Annotated in this window: 1 protein-coding gene; it reads right to left on the reverse strand. The window is 48.4% G+C overall.

Annotated elements, in window-relative coordinates:
- A partial coding sequence (locus J4051_RS18935) for a hypothetical protein (protein WP_208235440.1) occupies window positions 1–314 on the reverse strand: 314 nt, incomplete at both ends.

Consider the following 314-nt stretch of genomic DNA (forward strand, 5'->3'; position numbering starts at 1 on the left):
TCAAAATTCCAGGTGATGACATGGGTTCCCTGGGTTGAGTAGGTCAACGGATCAGAGGTTGTGCCCGTAATGGTAGCGCCACAATTGTCCGTGGTCGTAGGTACTGTTGCGGTGGCTGAACATTCTCCGGTGACATCGGCAAGGGTTGGAATAGCAGGATTTGTTATATTATCAATGATCACATTTTGATTCACATTGATACTGTTCCCATTCCCGTCATCAAAATTCCAGGTGATGACATGGGTTCCCTGGGTTGAGTAGGTCAACGGATCAGAGGTTGTGCCCGTAATGGTAGCGCCACAATTGTCCGTGGT

This window comes from Gelidibacter pelagius, from assembly GCF_017581925.1.
GTDB classification, from domain to species: domain Bacteria; phylum Bacteroidota; class Bacteroidia; order Flavobacteriales; family Flavobacteriaceae; genus Gelidibacter; species Gelidibacter pelagius.